Annotated in this window: 18 protein-coding genes; 11 read left to right on the top strand and 7 right to left on the bottom strand. The window is 71.4% G+C overall.

Annotation, left to right across the window (positions count from 1 at the left end; translation table 11 throughout):
- Positions 1 to 10: 10 nt before the first annotated feature.
- Both aroA and OG776_RS16325 read right to left on the bottom strand, forming a co-directional pair.
- A complete protein-coding gene (aroA, locus tag OG776_RS16330; RefSeq protein ID WP_329321334.1) occupies positions 11 to 1,369 on the bottom strand; it encodes a 3-phosphoshikimate 1-carboxyvinyltransferase in 1,359 nt (452 codons plus the stop codon).
- A 295-nt stretch (positions 1,370 to 1,664) separates the two neighbouring features.
- Positions 1,665 to 2,387 carry a M50 family metallopeptidase gene (locus OG776_RS16325; RefSeq protein ID WP_148010378.1) on the bottom strand — a complete coding sequence of 241 codons (723 nt, stop codon included), beginning with the start codon at positions 2,385 to 2,387 and terminating at the stop codon, positions 1,665 to 1,667.
- 50 nt (positions 2,388 to 2,437) lie between these two features.
- Between OG776_RS16325 and OG776_RS16320 the strand changes: the two genes are divergently transcribed.
- The 10 genes from OG776_RS16320 (at position 2,438) to OG776_RS16275 (ending at position 12,863) form a co-directional block, all read left to right on the top strand.
- The gene (locus tag OG776_RS16320; RefSeq protein ID WP_148010379.1) at positions 2,438 to 3,253 is read left to right on the top strand and encodes an SOS response-associated peptidase; all 816 of its coding nucleotides are present in this window, start codon (positions 2,438 to 2,440) and stop codon (positions 3,251 to 3,253) included.
- Positions 3,254 to 3,272: 19 nt separating this feature from the next.
- Positions 3,273 to 3,938, top strand: a complete 666-nt coding sequence (locus OG776_RS16315) for an alpha/beta hydrolase family protein (RefSeq protein ID WP_148011042.1) — start codon at positions 3,273 to 3,275, stop codon at positions 3,936 to 3,938.
- Positions 3,939 to 4,233: 295 nt separating this feature from the next.
- Positions 4,234 to 4,917 (top strand): RNA polymerase sigma factor SigR, encoded by a 684-nt coding sequence (gene sigR, locus OG776_RS16310; RefSeq protein WP_153288710.1) that lies wholly within the window; start codon positions 4,234 to 4,236, stop codon positions 4,915 to 4,917.
- Positions 4,914 to 5,216 carry a mycothiol system anti-sigma-R factor gene (gene rsrA, locus OG776_RS16305; protein WP_148010381.1) on the top strand — a complete coding sequence of 101 codons (303 nt, stop codon included), beginning with the start codon at positions 4,914 to 4,916 and terminating at the stop codon, positions 5,214 to 5,216. Before sigR ends, rsrA begins: the two co-directional genes overlap by 4 nt.
- 260 nt (positions 5,217 to 5,476) lie before the next feature.
- Positions 5,477 to 6,856, top strand: a complete 1,380-nt coding sequence (locus OG776_RS16300) for an HD-GYP domain-containing protein (protein WP_329321331.1) — start codon at positions 5,477 to 5,479, stop codon at positions 6,854 to 6,856.
- A gap of 149 nt (positions 6,857 to 7,005) precedes the next feature.
- A complete protein-coding gene (locus OG776_RS16295) occupies positions 7,006 to 8,196 on the top strand; it encodes an HD domain-containing protein (RefSeq protein WP_148011043.1) in 1,191 nt (396 codons plus the stop codon).
- 153 nt (positions 8,197 to 8,349) lie between these two features.
- Entirely contained in the window at positions 8,350 to 9,330 is a 981-nt protein-coding gene (locus OG776_RS16290) for a tetratricopeptide repeat protein (protein WP_148010382.1), read from the top strand.
- Between the two features lie 102 nt (positions 9,331 to 9,432).
- Positions 9,433 to 10,083, top strand: a complete 651-nt coding sequence (gene def / locus OG776_RS16285) for a peptide deformylase (RefSeq protein ID WP_148010383.1) — start codon at positions 9,433 to 9,435, stop codon at positions 10,081 to 10,083.
- Between the two features lie 327 nt (positions 10,084 to 10,410).
- Complete coding sequence (cyc1, locus tag OG776_RS16280) at positions 10,411 to 11,496, top strand: epi-isozizaene synthase (RefSeq protein ID WP_148010384.1); 1,086 nt, start codon at positions 10,411 to 10,413, stop codon at positions 11,494 to 11,496.
- Complete coding sequence (locus tag OG776_RS16275; protein ID WP_148010385.1) at positions 11,493 to 12,863, top strand: bifunctional albaflavenone monooxygenase/terpene synthase; 1,371 nt, start codon at positions 11,493 to 11,495, stop codon at positions 12,861 to 12,863. Before cyc1 ends, OG776_RS16275 begins: the two co-directional genes overlap by 4 nt.
- An 84-nt stretch (positions 12,864 to 12,947) precedes the next feature.
- On the opposite strand, the gene OG776_RS16270 is transcribed toward OG776_RS16275, so the two are convergent.
- Positions 12,948 to 13,910 (bottom strand): GlxA family transcriptional regulator, encoded by a 963-nt coding sequence (locus OG776_RS16270; protein WP_148010386.1) that lies wholly within the window; start codon positions 13,908 to 13,910, stop codon positions 12,948 to 12,950.
- Between the two features lie 94 nt (positions 13,911 to 14,004).
- Here OG776_RS16270 and OG776_RS16265 point away from each other — a divergent pair, with 94 nt between their 5' ends.
- Positions 14,005 to 14,145, top strand: coding sequence for a hypothetical protein (locus tag OG776_RS16265; RefSeq protein WP_187285746.1), 141 nt, complete (start codon positions 14,005 to 14,007; stop codon positions 14,143 to 14,145).
- Here OG776_RS16265 and OG776_RS16260 read toward each other — a convergent pair.
- The 4 genes from OG776_RS16260 to OG776_RS16245 form a co-directional block, all read right to left on the bottom strand.
- Complete coding sequence (locus OG776_RS16260) at positions 14,120 to 14,578, bottom strand: hypothetical protein (RefSeq protein ID WP_329321327.1); 459 nt, start codon at positions 14,576 to 14,578, stop codon at positions 14,120 to 14,122. The two genes, OG776_RS16265 and OG776_RS16260, sit on opposite strands and share 26 nt — an antisense overlap.
- Before the next feature lie 95 nt (positions 14,579 to 14,673).
- Positions 14,674 to 16,752 carry a putative Ig domain-containing protein gene (locus OG776_RS16255; RefSeq protein ID WP_329321325.1) on the bottom strand — a complete coding sequence of 693 codons (2,079 nt, stop codon included), beginning with the start codon at positions 16,750 to 16,752 and terminating at the stop codon, positions 14,674 to 14,676.
- A 370-nt stretch (positions 16,753 to 17,122) separates the two neighbouring features.
- Positions 17,123 to 18,142 carry a ribonucleotide-diphosphate reductase subunit beta gene (locus OG776_RS16250; protein ID WP_148010387.1) on the bottom strand — a complete coding sequence of 340 codons (1,020 nt, stop codon included), beginning with the start codon at positions 18,140 to 18,142 and terminating at the stop codon, positions 17,123 to 17,125.
- A complete protein-coding gene (locus OG776_RS16245) occupies positions 18,142 to 20,571 on the bottom strand; it encodes a ribonucleoside-diphosphate reductase subunit alpha (RefSeq protein WP_410093203.1) in 2,430 nt (809 codons plus the stop codon). The genes OG776_RS16250 and OG776_RS16245 overlap by 1 nt, the downstream gene beginning before the upstream one ends.
- Between the last annotated feature and the right edge of the window lie 17 nt (positions 20,572 to 20,588).

Genomic DNA, 20,588 nt, shown 5'->3' with positions numbered 1-20,588 from the left:
GGTCCGCCCGTCAGTTCCCGGGAGTTCCGTCGTCCCCGAGCATTCCGGTCCACAGGTCGGGGAAGTCCGGCAGCGTCTTCGCGGTGGTCGCCACGTTCTCGATCTGCACGCCCTCCACCGCCAGTCCGATGATCGCGCCGGCGGTGGCCATGCGGTGGTCGTCGTACGTGTGGAAGACGCCGCCGTGCAGCCGGCGCGGGCGGATGTGCAGGCCGTCGGCGGTCTCGGTGACATCGCCGCCGAGTTCGTTGATCTCCTTGGTCAGCGCGGCCAGCCGGTCCGTCTCGTGCAGCCGCAGATGGGAGACCCCGCGCAGGGTGGAGGGGGAGTCCGCGAGCGCGGCGACGGCCGCGATGCCGGGGGTCAGCTCGCCGACCTCGCCCAGGTCCACATCGATCCCGTGGATCGCACCCGAACCGGTGAACTCCAGTCCGAAGTCGGTCAGTTCGCAGGAGCCGCCCATTTCGGTGAAGATCTCCCGCAGCCGGTCCCCGGGCTGGGTGGTACGCGACGGCCAGTCGGGTACGACGACCGTGCCGCCGGTGACCAGGGCCGCCGCGAGGAACGGCTGGGCGTTCGACAGGTCCGGCTCGATGATCAGGTCCCGGCCGAGCAGCGCGCCCGGGGTGACGCGCCAGACGTTCGGCTCGCCGCCCGACTCCGGGGTGTCCACCTGCGCGCCGACCGCGCGCAGCATGTCGACCGTCATCCGGATGTGCGGCATGGAGGGGAGCGTCGAGCCGATGTGACGGACCTCGACACCCTGGTTGAAACGGGGGCCGGAGAGCAGCAGGGCCGAGACGAACTGCGACGAGGAGGACGCGTCGATCTCCACCGGGCCGCCGTCCAGGGCGCCTCCGCCGTGCACCGTCAGCGGCAGCGCGCCGCGGCCCTCGTCGTCGATCCGCGCGCCGAGCAGGCGCAGCGCGTCGATCACCCCGTTCAGCGGGCGCTCGTAGGACCGCGGGTCGCCGTCGAAGCGGATGGGGCCGTCGGCGAGCGCGGCCACCGGGGGCAGGAAGCGCATCACGGTGCCGGCGTTGCCGACGTCCACCGTGGCCGGGCCGCGCAGACCGGAGGGGATGATCCGCCAGGCCTCGCCCGAGGCGTCCGGGCCCGCCGCGACGGTGGAGCTGGACGCCACCGTCTCCTCGACACCGACGCCCATCGCGCGCAGCGCGCCGGCCATCAGGAGCGTGTCCCGGGAGCGCAGCGGGCGGCGCAGCCAGCCCGGCTCCGAGGCGAGCGCGGCCAGGACGAGCGCGCGGTTGGTGACCGACTTCGACCCGGGCACGTGGACCGTCGCGTCGACGGCTCCGCTCGCGTGGGGGGCGGGCCAGAGGGCGGTGTGGGCGGGGTTCGCGGTCATGGGCCCCACTTTAGTGGCTGGGGGCGGGCGGAGATCTTGATCAAAAGTGGCGGAACCCGAACGTAAACGCTCCGCTGGGTGGGGGAGGGGGGCGGGGTCGTGAGGGGTGGTGGCCGGGTGCGGGTGTGTGGGGGCTGGGTGCGCAGTTCCCCGCGCCCCTTTCGGGGGCGCTGCTGTGATCGGTGGGTTCGGGGGTGGCCGTGGGGTTGTGCTTGGGCGGCCGGGTTTTCGGGTGCGGGTGTGTGGGGGCTGGGTGCGCAGTTCCCCGCGCCCCTTTCGGTGGCGACGTTCGGGGTCAGAGGGGGAGGAGCCAGTGGGCGCCGGTGAGGAGGGAGCACAGGGAGACCGCGTGGAAGAGGAAGAGCCAGACGCCCGCCGGTAGGTGGGTGAGGCGGGAGAGCTGGTCGGCGTCCGAGTCACGGGCGCCGCCGCGGCGGCGCTTGGCCTGGAGCTCGAAGCCCGGCCGGACCCCGCCGAGCAGCAGGAACCACACCACGGCGTACGCGAACGCCGCCTGCACCTGCGGTCCGGCGAGCCAGGACACCGTCAGGAACAGCCCGCCGGTGACGACCACGGTGAGCACGCCGTACGCGTTGCGGATCATCACCAGCATCGCCACCAGCAGGGCCGTCGCCAGCCACAGCAGCAGCGTGATGCGGCCCGCGCCGAGGAGGGCGGCGCCGCCGAGACCGAGCAGCGGCGGCGCGGTGTAGCCCGCGGCGGCGGTGAGGATCATGCCGAGGCCGGTGGGCCGGCCGCGGCTGACGGTGAGGCCGCTGGTGTCGGAGTGCAGCCTGATCCCGCTGAGGCTGCGTCCGGTGAGCAGGGCGACCAGCCCGTGACCGCCCTCGTGGGCGATGGTGATGGTGTTGCGGGAGACGCGCCAGACGCCGTGCGGGACGATCACGGCGAGAGCCGCGGCCAGGGTGGCTATCACCACCCACAGATCGGGGTCCGGCTGGGTGCCGGAGACCTGGTCCCAGAGTGAGGCCAGCGAAGTGGATGCGGTGCTGTCCATTGTCTGCGGTGGCTCCCTCGGGTGTCGCGGAATCTGGCAGTGTTGCACGTATGTGCGGACGGTATGCAGCGAGTCGTGGGCCCGAGGATCTCGCAGGGGTCTTCGAGATCGAGAAGTGGGAGCCGGAGGAGACCCTGGCACCCGACTACAACGTGGCCCCGACGAAGGAGGTCTACGCCGTACTGGACCGCCCCCTGAAGGACGCGGACAGCCCGAGGCCGGTTCGCCAGCTGCGCAGACTGAAGTGGGGACTCGTCCCGTCCTGGGCCAAGACGCCCGAGGGCGGCGCCCGGATGATCAACGCGCGGGCGGAGACCGTGCACGAGAAGCCCTCGTACCGCCGTGCCTTCACCACCCGCCGCTGCATCGTCCCCGCCGACGGCTACTACGAGTGGGTCACCGGGGCCGCCGAACGCGACCTGGAGGTCGAGGGCAGGAAGAAGCGCCCGCGCAAACAGCCGTACTTCGTGCTTCCCGCCGACGGCTCGGTCTTCGCGATGGCCGGCCTGTACGAGTTCTGGCGGGACCGGACGCTCCCCGACGAGCACCCGCTGGCCTGGTGGGCGACGTGTTCCGTGATCACCACCGAGGCCGAGACGGCACCGCTCGCGGCGGCCCCGGCCGAGGGCCCGCGGACCCTGGCCGACATCCACCCCCGGATGCCCCTGATGCTCACCCCGGACCGCTGGGACGCCTGGCTGGACCCGGCCCGCACCGACGTCGACGAGCTGCGCACGCTGCTCACCCCGCCGCCCACCGGCCTGATGCGCGCCTACCCCGTCTCCACCGCAGTCAGCAGCGTCCGCAACAACGGCCCGGAGCTCCTCAAGGAGCTGGAGGGCCCCGAAGAGGGCACACTCTTCTGACGTGACCAACTCGAACGCGATCGGATCGGACACGGCGGACGCGGGTGCGGCGGGCGAGGCGCCACAGGCCGTCGAGACGGACGCCGGTGCCGCCCGCCTCACCTGGCACCGGGCGAAGCACCCCCGGCTCGTGCTCGCGGTGAGCCACGGAGCGGGCGGCGGCATCGAGGCCAGGGACCTGCGGGCGCTGGCGCGGGAGCTGCCCGCCCACGGGGTGAGCGTCGCGCTCGTCGAGCAGCCCTGGCGGGTGGCCGGGAAGAAAGTGGCGCCCGCCCCGAAGACGCTGGACGCGGGATGGCGGGGCCTGTGGCCCACGGTCGCGCGGTCCGGGCTCCCCGTGATCGCGGGCGGGCGCAGCGCCGGAGCGCGCGTCGCCTGCCGTACGGCGACGGAACTCGGCGCCGCCGCCGTCCTCGCGCTCAGCTTCCCCCTGCACCCGCCGGGCCGCCCCGAGCGGTCCCGCGCCGGGGAACTCCTCGGCTCCGGCGTCCCCACCCTCGTCGTCCAGGGTGGGAACGACCCCTTCGGGAAGCCGGAGGAGTTCCCGCAGGGCCCGTACGAACTGATCGAGGTGCCGTACGGCGATCACGGCTTCGCGGTCCCCCGGCGCGCGCCGCTCGACCAGGACGAGGCCGTGAGGATCGTCACCGACGGCGTCGTGCGATGGAGCGCGTCACTGCCGTAGACGGGGCCCTCACCGCCCCCGGCGTGGAGCGCGTCACGCGCGCGGCGGCCGGGAATGCGGCGCGGTGGTCGGCTGTTGTCGCGAACAGGAAGCACGCCGTGCTGAACCGTTCGAACGAGAGGAAGTCCGCCGCATGGGTTCGACCATCTGCCCGAGTCGCAGCAGCGCTGAGCTGGACTGGACGGTGCTGCGCGCGTCGAAGGCCGCCCCTGTTCGGGCGGCGGCGGGTGTGGATGTTCGTCTATCCTCCGATTCGAGTGGGACCGGTTTCGGTTCCGCCACATCGCTGGAGGAGGTGGGTCCGGTCACTGGGACCGACGCAGGGACCGAACACGGCCAGGCGGAGCAGCCCGAGGGCCAGGGCACGGGCGCGGAATCGACCGCGGAGCGCACCGCGCGCTTCGAGCGGGACGCGCTCGAATTCCTCGACCAGATGTACTCGGCGGCCCTGCGCATGACGCGGAACCCGGCCGACGCCGAGGACCTGGTGCAGGAGACGTACGCGAAGGCGTACGCGTCCTTCCACCAGTTCCGCGAGGGCACCAACCTGAAGGCGTGGCTGTACCGCATCCTCACCAACACCTTCATCAACTCGTACCGCAAGAAGCAGCGCGAACCCCAGCGCAGTGCGGCCGAGGAGATCGAGGACTGGCAGCTCGCGCGGGCCGAGTCGCACATGTCGACCGGTCTGCGGTCGGCCGAGTCGCAGGCGCTCGACCACCTGCCCGACTCGGACGTCAAGGAAGCGCTGCAGGCGATTCCCGAGGAATTCCGCATCGCCGTCTATCTCGCGGACGTCGAGGGCTTTGCGTACAAGGAGATCGCGGACATCATGGGGACACCCATCGGCACGGTGATGTCCCGGCTGCACCGGGGCCGCCGTCAACTGCGCGGCATGCTCGAGGACTACGCCCGTGACCGCGGGCTGGTCCCGGCCGGCGCCGGAGAGTCGAACGAAGCGAAAGGCTCGGGCTCATGAGCTGCGGAGAGCCGCACGAGACGGATTGCAGTGAGGTACTCGACCATCTTTACGAGTTCCTCGACCATGAGATGCCGGACGCGGACTGCACCAAGTTCGAGGTGCACTTCGAGGAGTGCTCTCCGTGTCTCGAGAAGTACGGCCTGGAGCAGGCCGTGAAGAAGCTGGTCAAGCGGTGCTGCGGGCAGGACGACGTTCCGACCGACCTGCGGGCGAAGGTGATGGGCCGCATCGACCTGATCCGCTCCGGGCAGACGGTGCCGGAGCACGACGTCAGCGCCACCCCGCAGGAGTCCTGAACCTCCGGACACCCCCGCGCCCCGGTGCCTGACCGTGTCGGGCCCCGGGGCTCCGGCTCCCGGAGTCCGACGTCGTGGTGTCCGATCTCCTGGTGTCCCGACCGACCCCGCGAACACGCGGACAGGTCGGGGAGATCGTCCGGTTATCACCCGAACGTGCGAATCCGCGGGCCCCGGGCCCGCGGATTCGGCCGTTGCCGCCCCCGCCCCCGCGCCGCGCCCCTAGGCTCCGGAACCTGAGCGGGGGAGGGGACCAGGAGATGGCGACGATTCCGGCGTGGGCCCGGGTGTACGTGGCCTGTGCCGTACTCGCCGCCCTCGCCTGCCTCGCCGTCCCGCCGGCCGCCCGCACCTCCTGGTGGATCGTCGCCCTGCTGGCCGCGCTGTACGCCGGATGCGAGCGGATCACCCTGCCGCACGGCTCCGGAGGCGCCGCCACCCGAGGAGCCGGACGGCGTGCACCGCGGGGTCCGGGCACCTTCCGCACCTTCCTTCCCGTGCTGCTCGCCGGTGCCTTTCTGCTGCCCCCGTCCGCCGCCGCGCTCGTCGCGCTGCCGGGGGCGCTGCTGGCCCGGGTGGAGCGGCGCCCGCGCGGACCGCGCCGGATCTGGCGCGCGGCACGCCTCACCGTCGCCGTCTGGGCGGCCTCTCTTGTGCACCGGGCGCTGGACGGCCCGGACGCCGTCGTCGGCCCCCGCTTCCCGTACGCGCTGGTCCCCGCCGGCGCCGCGGTGCTCGCCTTCTGCCTGGTGCTCACCCTCCTCGACGGCGGCATCCTGGCCCTGGCCGAACGGGTACCGGTACGCGCTGCCTGGCGCGGTCTTCTCTCCCGCTCCCTCGCCCCCGTCGCCGTGCACGGACTCGCGGGACTGATGATGGCGGTGCTGTGGCGCAGCCCGTACGGGCCGGTCTCCGCGCTCCTCGTCCTGCTGCCGATGTACGTCTCCTGCTGGGTGTTCGCCCAGTACCACCGGGAGCGGGCCGCCCATCAGGCCACCATCCGGGCCCTCGTGCAGGCCGTGGACATCAAGGACGGCTACACCCGCGGACACAGCGAGCGGGTCGGGCAGGCCTCCATGATGATCGCGCGCGAACTCGGCATGGACGACGAGCGGGCCGAGGTGCTGCGGTTCGCCGGGATCCTGCACGACGTGGGCAAACTCGGGGTGCCCACCAGGCTGTTGCGCAAGGACGGGCCGCTCACCCCCGACGAACGGCGGATCATCGAGCTGCATCCCGAGTACGGCCACGAGATGGTGCGCGGGATCGGCTTCCTCGGGGAGGCCCGCTCGGCGATCCTCCATCATCACGAGCGGCTCGACGGGAGCGGCTACCCGTACGGACTGGTCGGAGGGCAGATCCCGGAGTTCGCCCGGGTGGTGGCGGTCGCCGACGCCTTCGACGCGATGACGTCGACCCGCTCCTACCGCAGGGCCCGGCCGGTGCCGGCGGCGCTGGCGGAGCTGGAGCGCTGTGCCGGGGCACAGTTCGACCCCGGGATGGTGCACGCCCTCGTCCGGGCCCTGGACCGGCACGGCTGGAACCCCGCGGTGACCGCCGGCGAGGACCGGGCGGCACCCCCCGTCCCCGGCCCGCCGGACCCCCGCCCCGCCGACAGCGCGGGCCGGAGAGTCCCGTGAACCCCGCGGAACGGAGCGGGGCCTCCTCGCACCGGCGCGAAGGCCGTGAGGCCCACCCGGACCACGGGGGCCGCAGAGTTTCCGCCCGCCGCACCCCCGCCGCACCGCGCCCCGACGTCTTCGGTACGTGCGCCCGCACCGGTGCCGCCCTGCTCGGCGCCGTCGCCCTGGCCCACACCCTCTGGAACGGTGTCGATGCCCGCGGGACGGCACTCGCCTTCGGTGTCCTCGTCGCCGTGGGGGAACTCGCCCGCTGGAGCGGCACCGAGGACCGGGAGTCCGCTCCCCTCGGAGCCGCGGGCGCGCTGTCCTACGCGCTGCTCGGCGAGCAGGCGGGACACCCCGGGCATCACGGCGCGCTCCAGGTCGTGGCCGTCGTGGGGGCCGCCGCGCTGCTGGGCTGCGTGCCGCACGTGGCCCGCGGCGGCCAGGTGCTCGACCACCTCACCCGGCGCGTGCTGACCGTCGCCTTCGCCGTCGTCTGCTTCCAACCTCTCTACGACCGGGGGAGGTTGATGGGGTGGGACGGTCCCTCTTACGCGCTGCTGCTGGTCGCCCTGCTGGTGCTGACCGCGCTGTGCGACGCGGTGCTCGCGGCCGCGACCGCGCACGCCCGGACCCGCTGGCCCTTCGGACCGCTGCTGCGGGAGGAGCTGCGGGCCACGCTCGGCATCGGCTCCGCGGTCTGCGCGACCGGGGCGGTGATGTCGCTCGCCGTGGCGGTGGTCGGGCTGTGGGCGCTGCCGGTGTTCTCGCTGCCGCTGCTCCTGACCCAGCTGTCCTTCCGGCGGTACGCGGCCGTACGGGTCACCTACCGGCAGACCATCGCCTCCCTCGCGCGCGCCACCGAGATCGCCGGCTGCACCCCCGCGGGGCACGCCCGCAGAGTGGCGGCGCTCAGCCGCGCCGTCGGGCGCGAGCTGGGCCTCTGCGAGCCCCACCTGACCGTTCTGGAGTACGCGGCCCTGATGCACGACATCGGACAGCTCAGCCTCGTCGATCCGGTCCCGGCCGGTGCCACCTCCGTGCTCCCCGCCGAGGAGCAGCGGCGTATCGCCCTGCTCGGCGGCGCGGTCGTCCGCCAGACCGGGGTGGACGCCGAGGTCGCGGTGGTGGTGGAGCGGCAGGCGGACCCCTACCGGGAGCAGCCGGTGAGCGCCCGGATCGTACGGACGGTGAACGCGTACGAGGAGCTGGCCAGGGAAGCGGGACCCGGAGGGCCCCTGACCGCCCTGGAGAAACTGCGGCTGGCCACGGCCCGCGATCATCAGCCCGAGGTCGTGGAGTCGCTGGCCAGGGTCCTGTTGCGGGGCAGCCTTACCCTGCCCCAGGCTGGGTAACCCATGGGTAATGAGCGGCCGTCCGACGGTACGTGGTTGGATGCGAGGAAGAGGGTGTTCGGGGGCACGGGACGGCCCGTGGCCGCGCTGTCCTCCAGAGACTCTTCGAGCGACCGGCAGGCGGGAATCGCAAGGAACTGGCAGGCGGGAATCGTGAGGATCTTCGGCAAGGGACGACACCGGCCCTCCGCCTCATGGCGGCAGGCCACCGACCGCGCGTTCACGCTGATCGGTGACGGCCGGTACGAGGACGCGGGAGCGCTGCTGACACGCGCCGCGGACCTGGAGCCGTGGCTGTCCGAGTCCTGGTTCAACCTGGCCCTGCTGCACAAGTTCCGGCACGACTGGGAGCAGGCCAGAGCGGCCGGGCTGCGCGCCGTCGCGCTGCTGGACCGGGAGGCGGGCGCCCCCGACTGGTGGAACGTCGGCATCGCCGCCACCGCCCTGCAGGACTGGCCGCTGGCCCGCCGCGCCTGGCAGGCCTACGGGCTGCGGGTGCCCGGCGGAGCCGCCGTCTCCGGGGAGCCGGCGGGCATGGACCTCGGCAGCGCGGCCGTGCGGCTGTCGCCGGAGGGCGAGGCCGAGGTCGTGTGGGGCCGCAGGCTCGATCCGGCGCGGATCGAGGTGCTGTCCATTCCGCTTCCGTCCTCCGGGCGGCGCTGGGGCGAGGTCGTCCTGCACGACGGGGTGCCGCACGGCGAGCGGACCACCGCCGCCGGGCACGCCTACCCCGTCTTCGACGAGATCGAGCTGTGGGCGCCGTCCCCGGTGCCGACCTGGGTCGTCCTGCTGGAGGCGGCCACGGAGGAGGACCGGGACGCGCTGGAGCAGCTCGCGGCCGACGCCGGATTCGCCGCCGAGGACTGGTCCTCCTCCGTACGGCTGCTGTGCCGGATGTGTTCCGAGTCCCGGATGCCCTCCGACGAGGGCGACGGCGAGCACCTCGACCCGCACGACCACAGCGAGCCGGGGCATCCGGGCCCGCTCGGTCACCGCACGGACGGGCAGCTGTGGGTGCCCGAGCGGGAGTGCGGGCTCGCGGCGCCGGCCTCGCTGGTGCGCGGTCTGCTCGACGGCTGGGTCGCCGACAGCCCCGACTCCCGGGACTGGCGGGACCTCGAAGAGGTCTGTTAGCCGGGTGGCGCCGGACGCGGACGGCTGCCGACGGGTGCGCCGGGCCCCGTAGGCTGTATGCCCGCAGCACTCTCATGGATTCCAGGAAGGCGTACGTCGGTCATGGCGCAGCAGGACACCGAACAGCAGCACGCGGGCGTGCTCCCCGTGGACGACGAGGGTTTCGTCATCGACACCGAGGAGTGCGAGGAGCGTGAGTCGGCCTACCGCGAGCGCGGGACCTCGCGGCCGATCACGGTTGTCGGCAACCCGGTGCTCCACAAGGAGTGCGCGGACGTCACGGAGTTCGGCGACGAACTCGGCCGGCTGGTCGACGACATGTTCGCGAGCCAGCGCACCGCCGAGGGCGTGGGCCTGGCCGCCAACCAGATCGGCGTGGACCTGAAGGTCTTCGTCTACGACTGCCAGGACGACGAGGGCACGCGGCACGTCGGTGTCGTCTGCAACCCGGTCCTCGTCGACCTGCCCGCCGAGCGGCGCCAGTTGGACGAGAGCAACGAGGGCTGCCTCTCCGTGCCGACCGCCTACGCGCCGCTCGCCCGCCCGGACTACGCCGAGGTCACCGGACAGGACGAGAAGGGCAACCCGGTCAAGGTGCGGGGCACGGGCTACTTCGCGCGCTGCCTCCAGCACGAGACCGACCACCTGTACGGCTACCTCTACATCGACCGGCTCTCCAAGCGCGACCGCAAGGACGCGCTGCGCCAGATGTCCGAGAACGAGCCCCGCTACCCGGTCGTCGCGAACGACTGAGCCACGGCCGTGAACGGCTGAGACGGAGAACGACAGAAGGGGTTCGCGATCTTTCGTGGGCCCCGCGCGAACGGCGCCTGGTCAGGGACCTTCCGACCAGGCGCCGTTCGTATGTGCGTCGCACGTTCGATCCCCTTCGCTCCTCTAATGATCCATATTCAGTCATACAAGGGTGGATTCTCGGCACTCTCCGCCAGTGGGCGGAGCAAATGCATTCCCAGAACAGTCAGTTGTGGTGCTGAATGGGAAGTGCGGGGATACGCAACGGCGCACGCCCGGCACGACGAGAGGGGCGCGCGTCAACTGGCGGCTGAGAGGGGTTTGTTCGTGCATGCTTTCTCACACGGCACTTCATCGACACCGACCGTGATCGCGGTTCCACCGGCGCTCTCACTCCCGGTGATCGAGGCCGGGTTTCCCCGTCAACTGCACCCGTATTGGCCCAGGCTCCAGGAGAACACGCGTTCGTGGCTCCGGGAAAAACGTCTCATGCCCGCCGACAAGGTCGACGAATATGCCGACGGCCTTTGCTATACGGACTTGATGGCGGGCTACTACATGGGGGCGCCCGACGAGGTCATGCAGGCGATAGCGGACTACAGCGCGTGGTTCTTCGTCTGGGACGACCGGCACGACCGGGACGTCGTCCACGGCCGGCCGGCGGCCTGGCGGAGGCTCAGGTTCCAACTCCACGAGGCGCTCGACTCCCCCAGGGAACACCTGCACCACCCGGACCCCCTGGTCGCGGGGTTCGCGGACAGTGTGGTGCGGCTGTACTCGTTCCTGGGCGAGAAGTGGAACGCGCGCTTCGCGCGGCACTTCCACGCGGTGATCGAGGCGTACGACCGGGAGTTCCAGAACCGTGTCTCGAAGACCGTACCCACGGTCGAGGAGTATCTCGAACTCCGTCGGCTCACCTTCGCCCACTGGATCTGGACCGATCTCCTGGAGCCGAGCGCGGGCTGTGAACTCCCCGCCGCCGTGCGGAACAGCTCCGTATATCGGCGGGCGGCCCTGCTGAGTCAGGAATTCGCCGCGTGGTACAACGACCTCTGTTCGCTGCCGAAAGAAATAGCGGGCGACGAGGTGCACAATCTCGGAATCAGTCTCATTCAGCACGAGGGGATGACTCTGGAGGGCGCCGTCACGGACATTCGGCAGCGGGTCGAGGAATGCATCGCAGAATTCCTGGAGGCGGAGGCGGAACTCGACGAGTTCGCCGACATGCTCGCGGACGGCTCCGTACGCGGAAAAGAACTGAGCGTCGCGGTGAAGTCCTGCCTCGGCAACATGAGGAACTGGTTCAGCGCCGTCTACTGGTTCCACCACGAATCCGGCCGGTACACCGTCGACAGCTGGGACGACCGGTCCACACCCCCGTACGTCAACAACGAAGCGGCAGGTGAGTCATGACCGTCGAGTCCGTGAAGCCCGCGCACCCCGAGGCGCCGGAGCTGCCCGCCCCGCCCCTCGCCGGAGGCGGTGTCCCCGTCCTCGGCCACGGCTGGCAGCTGGTCCGCGACCCGCTGGGCCTCTTCGCCCGGCTCCGTGAGCACGGCGAGGTGGTGCGGCTCCGGCTGGGCCCCAAGACGGTGTACGCGCTCACCTCGCCCGCCCTCACCGGCGCGATGGCGCTGAGCCCCGACTTCAAGATCGACGGACCGCTCTGGGAGTCCCTGGAGGGCCTGCTCGGCAAGGAGGGGGTGGCCACCGCCAACGGGCCCCGGCACCGCCGTCAGCGGCGGACCATCCAGCCCGCGTTCCGGCTCGACATCATCCCCGCGTACGGGCCGGTCATGGAGGAGGAGGCCCGGGCCCTCGCCGAGCGCATGGCGTCGGGGGAGCCCGTCGACTGCACCTCGGAGTCGTTCCGGGTCGCCGTGCGCATCGCGGCCCGCTGTCTGCTGCGCGGCGAGTACATGGACGAGCGCGCCGAGCGCCTCAGCGTCGCGCTCGCCACCGTCTTCCGCGGCATGTACCGGCGGATGGTGATCCCGGCCGGCCCGCTCTATCGGTTGCCGCTTCCGGCCAACCGCAAATTCGACCGCGCATTGGCCGATTTGCATGTCCTGGTCGACGAGATCATCGCCGAACGCCGCGCATCTGGTCAAAAGCCGGACGATTTGCTGACGGCCTTGCTGGAAGCGAAGGACGAGAACGGCGAGCCGATCGGGGAACAGGAGATCCACGACCAAGTCGTCGCGATACTCACCCCCGGCAGCGAAACCGTCGCATCCACGATCATGTGGCTGCTGCAGGTTCTCGTGGAACACCCGGAACACGCCGCCCGGGTGGCCGAGGAGGTGGAATCCGTCGCCGGGGGGCGGCCGGTCGCATTCGACGACGTCCGGAAGCTGTCGCACACGAACAATGTCGTCGTGGAAGCGATGCGGCTGCGTCCCGCGGTATGGATTCTGACGCGGCGCGCGGTGACCGAAACGGAGCTCGGGGGCTATCGGATTCCGGCCGGTGCCGACATCGTCTACAGCCCGTACGCGATCCAGCGCGATCCGCGGTCGTACGGCCGGCACCTGGATTTCGACCCCGACCGCTGGCTTCCGGAACGCGCCGGGGAGGTGCCGAAGTACGCCATGAGCCCCTTCAGCGTGGGCAACCGGAAGTGTCCGAGCGACCACTTCTCGATGGCGCAGCTCAGCCTGATCACGGCGACGGTCGCGTCGCGGTGGCGCCTGGAGAAGGTGCCGGAGTCGAACGACACGACCCGCGTCGGCATCACGCTGCGACCGCACCGGCTGCTGCTGAGGGCCGTGCCGCGCTGACCGTGCGTGACGGCCGGCGTGCGTGAGGGCCGACGTGTGTGGCGGCCGGTGTCCGTACCGGCCGTCACGCGTACCGGCGCGCGGTCAGGCGATCCGCGGGACCCTGAACGTGCGCCGGTACGCCTGCGGGGTCGTCCCCAGACTCCGTACGAACTGGTGGCGCAGCGCGGCCGCGGTGCCGAACCCGGCGCGGCCCGCGATCGCGTCCATCGTCTCGTCCGTCGCTTCCAGCAACTCCTGGGCCAGCAGCACCCGTTGCCGCAGAATCCAGCGGTACGGCGTGGTGCCGGTCTCCTGCTGGAAGCGGCGTGCGAAGGTGCGCGGGGACATGTGGGCGCGGGCCGCGAGCTGCTCGACGGTGACCTCCTCGTCGAGGTGGCGCTCCATCCACACCAGCACCTCGCCGACCGTGTCGCAGGTGGAGCGGGGCAGCGGGCGTTCGATGTACTGGGCCTGGCCGCCGTCCCGGTGCGGGGGCACCACCATGCGCCGGGCGATGGCGTTGGCCACCTCCGGGCCCTGCTCCTTGCGGACGATGTGGAGACAGGCGTCGATGCCCGCCGCGGTGCCGGCCGAGGTGATCACCGGGTCCGCGTCCACGTAGAGCACGTCCGGTTCGACGGTCGTGCGCGGGTACTGCCGGGCGAGTTCGTCCGCGTGGTGCCAGTGCACGGCGCACCGGCGCCCGTCGAGGAGTCCGGCCGCGCCGAGCACGAAGACGCCGGAGCAGACGCTGAGCACCCGGGCGCCGCGGTCGACCGCACGGCGCAGCGCGGCGAGCAGGTCGGGCGGGTAGGCGCGGGAGGCGTAGGCGTCGCCGGCGGGCAGGGCGATCAGGTCGGCCGACTCCAGCCGGTCCAGACCGTGTTCCGTGCGCAGGGTGAACCCCGCGTGCGTGGTCAGCGTCGAGCCCTCGGCGGAGGCGACCGCGAAGTCGTACACGGGCAGCCCGTCGTCGCTGCGGTCGATGCCGAACACCTCGCAGACCACACCGAGTTCGAAGGGATGCACGCCGTCGAGCAGCACCGCCGCCACGTTCTTCAGCATGCCGTCCAGTGTGCCGGAGAGTTGGCAGGAATTCGAGGGTGTGCGGCAGTGCTGCCACTGACGGTAAGGAGCGATCGGCGCGACAGTACTGTCCATGAACTCATTCATGGAGAACCTCGTCGGAATGCTGCTCGTCCTCGCCGTCCTCGCCGTGGTGGCGCTCCCGTCGCTGATCGGGATCGTGCACGAGTGGCGCGTGGACCGCCGGATCAGGGCCGCGTCACTCGCACGGTGACCGTCCACTCCTGCAAGCCCTTGCACGACATCCGGTGCGGCTGGGTCGCGCAGAGGGGACGGGAGGAGGTGAGGCGTACGGTGCCCGCCGAGACCGCGCGGAAGGCGGCGGAGGCGTCCCCCGGCCGCAGGACGATCCCGCTGTTCGTGGCCTCCAGGGAGGCGCCCTCGGCCTTGACGGGTGTCCAGGGCCGGGCGGCGGTGCCGTCCAGGGAGAGGCGGAGCGTCCCGCCCGTCCTCAGGCAGTACGTACGGCCGGTGTCGGCGGTGCCGAGCTCCGCGGGCGCTGTGCCGCAGTCCTGGGAGTGCTTCGTGGGGGACGGCGACACGGTGCCGCTGCCTCCCGCGTCGCCTCCGCCCTGGGTGCCGCAGGCCGCGAGCAGCAGCGTCAGGGCGGCGAGGGCGAGGACCGGGTGCGGGTGCGTAGGGCGCATGGGGTGACCTCCTTGGCGCTTGGACGTGTCACCCGCGTATCAGGATCCCCACCCGGGCGGGACCCCGGCCGCGAGGGCGGCCGGGGTCCGTTCGGTCAGCTGGTGGTGAGGGCGGTGTCGTCGAGGACGAAGCTGGTCTGGAGGGAGGAGTCCTCGACGCCGTTGAACTTGAGGGTGACGGTGGTGCCGGCGAAGGAGGAGAGGTCGAAGGTCTTCTGGGTGTATCCGGTGGCCTTGTTGAGGTTGGAGTAGGTGGCGAGGGTGGTGGATCCGGCGGTGACGGTGAGCTTGTCGTAGGCGGTGCTGGTGGTGGTCTCCGCGGTGTCGATGTGGAGGTAGAAGGTGAGGCTGGCCTTGCAGCCGGCGGGGATGGTCACGGACTGGGAGAGCGTGTCGGTGTGGGTGGCGCCGTAGCCGTCGAGCCAGGCCTTGTAGGAGCCGCCGTGGGCGGCTTCACCGCTGTCGGTGGTGATGACACCGGTGGAGGCGGTCCAGGTGGTGTTGCCCGACTCGAAGCCCGGGTTGCCGAGCAGCTGCGCCGAGGAGCAGGTGCCACCGCCGCCCGAGGACACCGTCCAGGTGAAGGTGGCCGAGCCGGAGGCGCCCGTGCTGTCGGTGGCGGTGACCGTGGTGCTGTAGGTGCCGGCGGTGCTCGCGGTGCCGGTGATCGCGCCGGTGGAGCTGTTGATCGACAGGCCGGTCGGCAGTCCGCTCGCGCTGTAGGTGAGGGCCGCGCCCGCGCTGTCGCTCGCCGCGATCTGCAGGCTGACCGAGGCTCCGGTGGCGGTGGACTGGCTGCCGGGGCTCGTGACCGTCACGGTGTTGCCGGTGCTGGTGCCGGAGGTGAAGGCGGCGGTGCCGTGGGGGGTGCCCCAGCCGGTCGGTCCGTCGTATCCGGTGGTCGCGGTGCAGAAGTACGAGGTGCTGCACGAGCCGTTGTTGCCGCTGGTCACGTCGTAGAGGCTGGAGGTGTGGGCGTAGGGGTACTTCGCCGGGTAGTCGCCGCTGCCCGGGGTGCCGGCCAGCGCGTACACGCCCGCGATGATCGGCGCCGACGCGCTGGTGCCGCCGTAGACCGCCCAGCCGGAGCCGCCGTAGGTGTCGTAGACGGCCACGCCGGTGGCGGGGTCGGCGACCGCGGAGACGTCGGCCTCCATGCGCCGGGAGCAGCCGGTGTCGGTCTGCCAGGACGGCTTGGGGTCGTAGGCGGAGCAGCCGGAGCCGGTCCCCTCGGTGCTGCTGGTCTTCCACACGGACTCGGTCCAGCCGCGGGTGCCGGAGGACGCGGAGAGCGCGGTGCCGCCGACGGCGGTCACGTACTGGGAGGTCGCCGGGTACTCCGCTCCGTAGGCCTCGTCACCGGAGGAGACGGTGATGGCGACGCCGGGGTGCTTGAAGTACGAGGTGTCCTCGCCGGTCTGGGAGGAGGACTCGGCGCCGCCCCAGCTGTTGGAGACGAACTTCGCGCCGAGGGCGACGGCCTCGTTCTCGGCGGTGCCGAGGTTGGCGTCGGAGGGTGAGGTGGCCTCCACCAGGATGATGTTGCAGTTCGGGCAGACGGCGCTGACCATGTCGATGTCGAGCGCTTCCTCGCCCGCCCAGCCGCTGTCGTTCGTCGGCAGCGAGGTGGTCGAACCGGTCTGGCTCACCTGCTTGAAGCAGCCGTTCGCCTTGGTGCAGGCCGACAGCCCGAACTGCGAGCGGTAGGTGGCGAGGTCCGACTCGGCGTTGGGGTCGTTGTAGGCGTCGACCACGGCGACGGTCAGGCCCGAACCGCCGGTGGAGGGCAGGTTGTAGGCGCTGTGCAGGTTGGCCGGGCTGAGACCGGACACCGCGGCGGCGTCGGCGGAGACCGCGGCGGCGAGCTTCTGCTCGATGTCGGTGCGGCGCTGGGCGAAGCAGGCCGCGTGACCGGGCGTCGGGGTGCCGCAGAGACGGGTGGTCGGCACCTTCTGTCCGGCCCGGCCCGTCGGGTGGACGGCCTGGGCGGCCGGGGCGGTCAGGGCCCGCGCGTTCTGGGTGACGCGGGAGATGTGCCCGGTGGCGGGCGCGGTCCGGGCGCCGGCGGACGGGGCCGCCATGAGACCGGCGACGGTGAGGGCGAGGGCGGGGACCGCGACGGACAGGAGTCTTCGCAGCCGCCTGGTGGGTCTGCTGGAGCGTGTCTCACTCATGGGAGTGCTGCCTCCATCGGTTTGAGGCCGGTGCCGCGCGGGCCCGGGTGGGGCCGTACGCGGTTCCACAGCCGGGAGTGGGGTTCTCGGCGCTGTGCTGAGGTGCGGCCCGTGACGCGCGTAGCGCGGTGAACGCATCGCCTTGTCGTGGGCATGACACATTGATCGTCCTGGGACGCCACGGTGCGTGGCGGGGCGGGACGGCCAGAACGTAACCGGGGCGGACGGCGCACGAACAGTCACGCCCGAAGAACTTTGCCGCTCCATAGGCGGGGATTGGAAAGGGGATTGGCGTGGCTGGGGGCGGACGTGACGAAGCCGGGCCGCGTGCGCGGCCCGGCCTCGTCACCCGGGGAACCGTCGGGGAGGGTCAGAACTCCTCGTCGAAGCCGACCGAGCCCTCCACGGCGACCTGGTACGCCGAGGGGCGCCGCTCGAAGAAGTTGGTCAGTTCCTGGACGCCCTGCAGCTCCATGAACGAGAAGGGGTTCTCGGAGCCGTAGACCGGCGCGAAGCCGAGCCGCTGGAGACGCTGGTCGGCGACGCACTCCAGGTACTGGCGCATCGACTCGGTGTTCATGCCCGGCAGTCCGTCACCGCACAGATCGCGCCCGAACTGCAGCTCGGCCTCCACGGCTTCCCGCAGCATGTCGGTGACCTCCTGCTGGAGCCGGTCGTCGAAGAGGTCGGGCTCCTCCTTGCGGACGGTGTCGACCACCTCGAAGGCGAAGGACATGTGCATCGTCTCGTCGCGGAACACCCAGTTGGTGCCCGTCGCCAGACCGTGCAGCAGACCCCGGCTGCGGAACCAGTACACGTAGGCGAAGGCGCCGTAGAAGAAGAGGCCCTCGATGCACGCGGCGAAGCAGATCAGGTTCAGCAGGAAGCGGCGCCGGTCGGCCTTGGTCTCCAGGCGGTCCAGCTTCTCCACCGAGTCCATCCACTTGAAGCAGAACTCGGCCTTCTCCCGGATGGAGGGGATGTTCTCGACGGCCGCGAAGGCCGCCGTCCTGTCCTCCGGATCGGGCAGATAGGTGTCCAGCAGGGTCAGATAGAACTGGACGTGCACGGCCTCCTCGAACAGCTGGCGCGAGAGATACAGGCGCGCCTCGGGCGAGTTGATGTGCTTGTACAGCGTCAGGACGAGATTGTTCGCCACGATCGAGTCGCCCGTCGCGAAGAACGCGACCAGCCGGCCGATCATGTGCTGCTCGCCCTCGGACAGCTTCGCCAGGTCGGCGACGTCCGAGTGGAGGTCGACCTCCTCGACGGTCCAGGTGTTCTTGATCGCGTCCCGGTAGCGCTCGTAGAAGTCCGGGTAGCGCATGGGACGGAGGGTGAGTTCGAAGCCCGGGTCGAGCAGGTTCTTCTCGCCGTTCGGGGTGGACATCACTGGCAGGCCTCGCAGGACTCGGGGTTCTCAAGGGAGCAGGCGACGGCGTCGACGTCGTCGGCCTGCTGGAGGGGGATGGCCGTCTCGGGCCGCGCCTGCGGCTGCGCCTGTGCCTGGGCGGCACGGGCGATGCGGGTCGCGGGACGCGAGCGCAGGTAGTACGTCGTCTTGAGGCCCGACTTCCAGGCGTACGCGTACATCGAGGAGAGCTTGCCGATGGTCGGCGTCTCCAGGAAGAGGTTCAGCGACTGGGCCTGGTCCAGGAACGGCGTCCGGGCCGCGGCCATGTCGATGAGACCGCGCTGCGGGATCTCCCACGCCGTGCGGTACAGGTCGCGGACGTCCTGCGGCACCCAGGTGAAGCCCTGTACCGAGCCGTTGGACTCGCGCAGCGCCTCCCGGGTCTGCGCGTCCCACACCCCGAGCTTCTTCAGCTCCGCCACCAGGTAGGAGTTGACCTGGAGGAACTCACCGGACAGCGTCTCGCGCTTGAAGAGGTTCGAGACCTGCGGCTCGATGCACTCGTACACGCCGGCGATGGACGCGATCGTCGCGGTGGGCGCGATGGCCAGCAGGAGCGAGTTGCGCATGCCGACCGCGGCGATCCGCTCGCGCAGCGCCGCCCAGCGCTCCGGCCAGTTCAGCTCGACGTCGAAGTGGTCGGGGTGCAGCACCCCGCGGGCGGTACGGGTCTTCTCCCAGGCCGGGAGCGGGCCGTTGCGCTCGGCGAGGTCGGCGGAGGCCTCGTAGGCGGCGAGCATGACGCGCTCGGCGATACGGGTGGAGAGCGCGCGGGCGGCGGGCGAGTCGAAGGGCAGACGCAGCTTGAAGAAGACGTCCTGCAGGCCCATCGCGCCGAGACCGACCGGCCGCCACTTGGCGTTCGAGCGGCCCGCCTGCTCGGTCGGGTAGAAGTTGATGTCGACGACACGGTCGAGGAAGGTGACGGCGGTGCGGACCGTCTCGTCCAGGCGTTCCCAGTCCAGGTCGCCGGTGGCCGTGTCGACGAACGCGCCGAGGTTGACCGAGCCGAGGTTGCAGACGGCCGTCTCCCCGTCGTCCGTGACCTCCAGGATCTCGGTGCACAGGTTCGAGGAGTGCACGGTGTGGCCGGGCTCCGCCGTCTGGTTGGCCGTGCGGTTGGCGGCGTCCTTGAAGGTCATCCAGCCGTTGCCGGTCTGCGCCAGGGTGCGCATCATGCGGCCGTAGAGGTCGCGGGCCGGGATGGTCTTCTTCGCCAGGCCCTGCGCCTCGGCGGCGCGGTACGCCGCGTCGAACTCGGCGCCCCACAGGTCGACCAGTCCGGGCACGTCGGAGGGGGAGAAGAGGGACCACGGCGCGTCGGCGTCGACCCGGCGCATGAACTCGTCCGGGATCCAGTGCGCGAGGTTCAGGTTGTGCGTCCGGCGGGCGTCCTCGCCGGTGTTGTCCCGCAGCTCCAGGAACTCCTCGATGTCGGAGTGCCAGGTCTCCAGGTAGACCGCGGCGGCGCCCTTGCGCCGGCCGCCCTGGTTCACCGCGGCCACCGAGGCGTCGAGGGTCTTCAGGAACGGGACGATGCCGTTGGAGTGCCCGTTCGTCCCGCGGATCAGCGAACCGCGGGAGCGGACGCGGGAGTACGACAGACCGATGCCGCCCGCGTGCTTCGACAGCCGCGCGACCTGGTGGTAGCGGTCGTAGATGGAGTCCAGCTCGTCCAGCGGGGAGTCCAGGAGATAGCAGGACGACATCTGCGGGTGCCGCGTACCGGAGTTGAAGAGCGTGGGGGAGGAGGGGAGGTAGTCCAGGCGGCTCATCAGGCCGTAGAGCGCGGCCACTTCGCCCACCGACCGCTCCGTGTCGTCCTCGGCGAGGCCGCACGCCACCCGGAGCATGAAGTGCTGGGGGGTCTCGATGACCTTGCGGGTGATCGGGTGCCGGAGCAGGTAGCGGCTGTGCAGGGTGCGCAGCCCGAAGTAGCCGAAGCGGTCGTCGCCCGCGGTGTCGATCAGCGCGTCGAGACGGGCCTCGTGCCGGGCGACGAAGTCGGCCGTGCGGTCGGCGATCAGACCCTCGCGCAGGCCCGTGGTGATGGATTCGGAGAACGTCGTGACGCCCTGGGAGGCGGCTTCCCCGGCGATGCCGACCGTCAGCAGCCGGGCGGCCAGCCGTGAGTACACGGGGTCCTCGGAGATGAGTCCCGCGGCCGCCTCGATGGCCAGCTCGCGCAGCTCCGCGTCGTCCGCGTGGGCGGACCGGCCGCGCAGTGCCGCGGCGGCGACCCGGCCGGGGTCGGCGCCGGGGAGGTCGGCGGTGAAGTCGGTCAGGGTACGCAGCAGCGTGGTACCGGGACCGTCCGTCTCCGCCTGGGCCCGCTGCGCGGACTCCGCTTCCACCGGGGCCTGCTGGGCGGAAACTGAAACCGGGTCGGCTGGCGCGATGGTCACTTGGGGCTCTCCCTCGC

The sequence above is a fragment of the Streptomyces sp. NBC_01689 genome, from assembly GCF_036250675.1.
In the GTDB taxonomy this organism is placed as follows: Bacteria; Actinomycetota; Actinomycetes; order Streptomycetales; family Streptomycetaceae; genus Streptomyces.
This window is presented reverse-complemented; position numbering and strand designations above follow the sequence as displayed.

Excerpts from the sequence above, each read along its gene's own strand:
- rsrA (WP_148010381.1), top strand. The coding sequence starts at position 4,914 with ATGAGCTGCGGAGAGCCGCACGAGACGGATTGCAGTGAGGTACTCGAC.
- OG776_RS16250 (WP_148010387.1), bottom strand. The coding sequence starts at position 18,142 with ATGTCCACCCCGAACGGCGAGAAGAACCTGCTCGACCCGGGCTTCGAA.
- OG776_RS16270 (WP_148010386.1), bottom strand. The coding sequence starts at position 13,910 with ATGCTGAAGAACGTGGCGGCGGTGCTGCTCGACGGCGTGCATCCCTTC.
- OG776_RS16260 (WP_329321327.1), bottom strand. The coding sequence starts at position 14,578 with ATGCGCCCTACGCACCCGCACCCGGTCCTCGCCCTCGCCGCCCTGACG.
- OG776_RS16265 (WP_187285746.1), top strand. The coding sequence starts at position 14,005 with ATGAACTCATTCATGGAGAACCTCGTCGGAATGCTGCTCGTCCTCGCC.
- aroA (WP_329321334.1), bottom strand. The coding sequence starts at position 1,369 with ATGACCGCGAACCCCGCCCACACCGCCCTCTGGCCCGCCCCCCACGCG.
- OG776_RS16300 (WP_329321331.1), top strand. The coding sequence starts at position 5,477 with ATGGCGACGATTCCGGCGTGGGCCCGGGTGTACGTGGCCTGTGCCGTA.
- OG776_RS16320 (WP_148010379.1), top strand. The coding sequence starts at position 2,438 with ATGTGCGGACGGTATGCAGCGAGTCGTGGGCCCGAGGATCTCGCAGGG.
- OG776_RS16275 (WP_148010385.1), top strand. The coding sequence starts at position 11,493 with ATGACCGTCGAGTCCGTGAAGCCCGCGCACCCCGAGGCGCCGGAGCTG.
- OG776_RS16325 (WP_148010378.1), bottom strand. The coding sequence starts at position 2,387 with ATGGACAGCACCGCATCCACTTCGCTGGCCTCACTCTGGGACCAGGTC.
- def (WP_148010383.1), top strand. The coding sequence starts at position 9,433 with ATGGCGCAGCAGGACACCGAACAGCAGCACGCGGGCGTGCTCCCCGTG.
- OG776_RS16255 (WP_329321325.1), bottom strand. The coding sequence starts at position 16,752 with ATGAGTGAGACACGCTCCAGCAGACCCACCAGGCGGCTGCGAAGACTC.